At 73.9% G+C, this 2572-nt stretch carries 2 protein-coding genes and 1 pseudogene; 1 reads left to right on the top strand and 2 read right to left on the bottom strand.

All coding sequences use genetic code 11. From position 1 onward, the window contains the following. Positions 1 to 129 precede the first annotated feature (129 nt). Positions 130 to 1166 (top strand): annotated as a pseudogene (locus STRAU_RS16065) (ABC transporter ATP-binding protein). Between the two features lie 83 nt (positions 1167 to 1249). Here the strand turns inward: STRAU_RS16065 and STRAU_RS16070 are convergent. Both STRAU_RS16070 and STRAU_RS16075 read right to left on the bottom strand, forming a co-directional pair. Then, a complete protein-coding gene (locus tag STRAU_RS16070; RefSeq protein ID WP_037659804.1) occupies positions 1250 to 2212 on the bottom strand; it encodes a bifunctional riboflavin kinase/FAD synthetase in 963 nt (320 codons plus the stop codon). A 131-nt stretch (positions 2213 to 2343) separates the two neighbouring features. Then, on the bottom strand, positions 2344 to 2572 hold a 229-nt coding region (locus STRAU_RS16075; protein ID WP_037659805.1), incomplete at its 5' end, for a hypothetical protein.

The raw sequence follows: 2572 nt of genomic DNA on the forward strand, positions 1-2572 counted from the left end.
CCCGCGTGCGCGTGCGCGCGCCGCCCGGGCATGCCCCGCGTACGCCGTCCGGCGCCCGTCCCGCGCCGCGCACCACCCGGCGTACACCGTGCTCCACCGACCCGCTCCCCCGGCCTCGAGGAGAAGCGCATGACCACCGAGACGACCCTCGACCCGGCGGCGCGCTCGGAGGCTTCCGCCCCGCTGCTCACCGCCTCCGACCTGCACATCACATTTCCCGGGCGCCGGGGCGCCGACCCGGCGCGCGCGGTGGACGGCGTGGACCTCGACATCCGGCGCGGCGAGATCGTCGCGCTCGTCGGCGAGTCCGGCTGCGGCAAGACCACGCTCGCGCGCTCCCTGCTCGGGCTCGTCGCGCCCACGTCCGGCCGGGTCTCCTTCGACGGCAAGCCGCTGGACTACCGCGGCCGGGCCCTGAAGGCGTACCGCAAGCGGGTCCAGCTCGTGCTCCAGGACCCGAGCGGCTCGCTCAACCCGCGGCACACGGTGTACGAGGCCGTGGCCGAGGGGCTGCGCATCCACGGGTACGGGGGCGACGAGCGGGCGGCCGTCGGCGAGGCGCTGTCGCGGGCCGGGCTGCGGCCGCCGGAGCGGTTCTTCCTGCGCTACCCGCACGAGCTGTCCGGCGGCACGAGCTGTCCGGCGGGCAGCGCCAGCGGGTCGTCATCGCGGGCGCGCTGGTCCTCGACCCCGAACTCATCGTCGCGGACGAGCCGGTGGCCTCACTGGACGCGTCCGTGCGCGGCGAGATCCTCGCGCTGCTGCTGCGGCTGCGCGAGGAACTCGGCCTGTCCGCGCTGGTCGTGACCCACGACCTGGGGCTGGCCTGGAACATCGCGGACCGGGTGGCCGTCATGTACCTGGGGCGCATCGTCGAGACCGGGGCGGTCGAGGACGTCCTGACAGCGCCTCAGCATCCGTACACCCAGGCGCTGTTGTCCGTCCTGCCGGAGGCGCCGGGCGAGCCGGTGGTGCTCACGGGTGAGCCGCCGGACCCCTCCCGGGTGCCGGGCGGCTGCCGGTTCCATGCTCGCTGCCAGATCCTCGCGAGCGGCGAGGCGGAGCGCGCCGGGGTGGCGCGGGACTGCCGGGAGCGGGACCTTCCTGTGCTTTCCGGCGCCGGAGGCACGCAGGTGGCTTGCCACTGGGCGGCTGTTCGGCGTTGACCTTGCAGTCGGCGTGCCGCAGATCGCCCTTCGGGCTCGTCCTCAATCGCCGGACGGGCTGAATACCGTCGCTCAGGCCGTCGTCAGCCCGCCGTGGCCGCGTCTGCTGCCTCGACCAGTTCCCGCGACTTCTTCACATCGTCGCCGATGGCGACCAACAGCTCGTCGATCGAGTCGAACTTCGCCTGGCCGCGGACGAAGGCGAGGAAGTCCACGGCGACGTGCAGGCCGTACAGGTCGAGGCCGACGCGGTCGATCGCGTACGCCTCGACGGTGCGCTCGGTGCCGTCGAACTGCGGGTTCGTGCCGACGGAGATCGCCGCGGGCATCGCCTCGCCCTGCGCGTGCAGCCAGCCCGCGTAGACGCCGTCGGCGGGGATCGCGGTGTGCGGCAGGGTCTCCACGTTGGCCGTGGGGAAGCCCAGCTCGCGGCCGCGCTGGGCGCCGCGGACGACGACGCCCTCGACGCGGTGCGGGCGGCCCAGGATCTCGTGGGCGCCCGCCACGTCGCCCTCGGCGATGAGGCGGCGCGTGAGCGTGGACGAGAACGGCAGGCCGCCACCGGCGGTGCCGCTCACGTAGAGGTCGATGACCTCGACCTCGTAGTCGTACGTCCGGCCGAGGTCGGCGAGGACCTCGACGTTGCCCGCGGCGCGGTGCCCGAAGCGGAAGTTGGGGCCCTCGACGACCGCCTTGGCGTGCAGCTTGTCGACCAGGACCTTGACCACGAAATCGGCGGGCGACAGCTTCGAGAACTCGGTCGTGAAGGGCAGGATGAGGACGGCGTCGACGCCGAGGTCCGCCATGAGTTCGGCGCGCCGGTGGTGCGGGGCGAGCAGCGGCGGGTGACTGCCGGGCCGCACGACCTCGCTGGGGTGCGGGTCGAAGGTGACGACCACGGCGGGCACGCCGAGCTCACGGGCGCGGGCCACCGCACGGCCGATGATGAGCTGGTGACCGCGGTGCACGCCGTCGTAGGAACCAATGGTGACGACGCTGCGCCCCCAGTCCTGGGGGATGTCCTCCAAGCCACGCCAGCGCTGCACTGTCTTCGCTCCTCGCCGAACCCGTGTATGTATCCGTACGCCCGTACGTCTGTACGTTCCCTTGCCGATCGCGCAGGTCTAAGACTGCCATGCCGACAGTTTGTCGCCCGCATCGGCCGGGGTGGCGGAGCTCACGCCGACACGGGCACCGCCCCGGTCAGCTGCTCGATGGTGCGCCGGGCGCTCGGTCCGACGAGCGCGGCCCAGTCCTGCGGGGCCTCGCCGAGCCAGCCGGTCAGGCGCGCGGCGAAGCCGGGCGTGCGGCGCGCCAGGTCGACCAGGGCGCGGTCGGAGCGGGTCGCGCCCTCCGGGGTGCGGCCGAGCAGCAGCGCGGTGCGGCGCACCAGTTCCCGGTCGCGC

The organism is Streptomyces aurantiacus JA 4570 (genome assembly GCF_000414115.1).
Lineage (GTDB): Bacteria > Actinomycetota > Actinomycetes > Streptomycetales > Streptomycetaceae > Streptomyces > Streptomyces aurantiacus_A.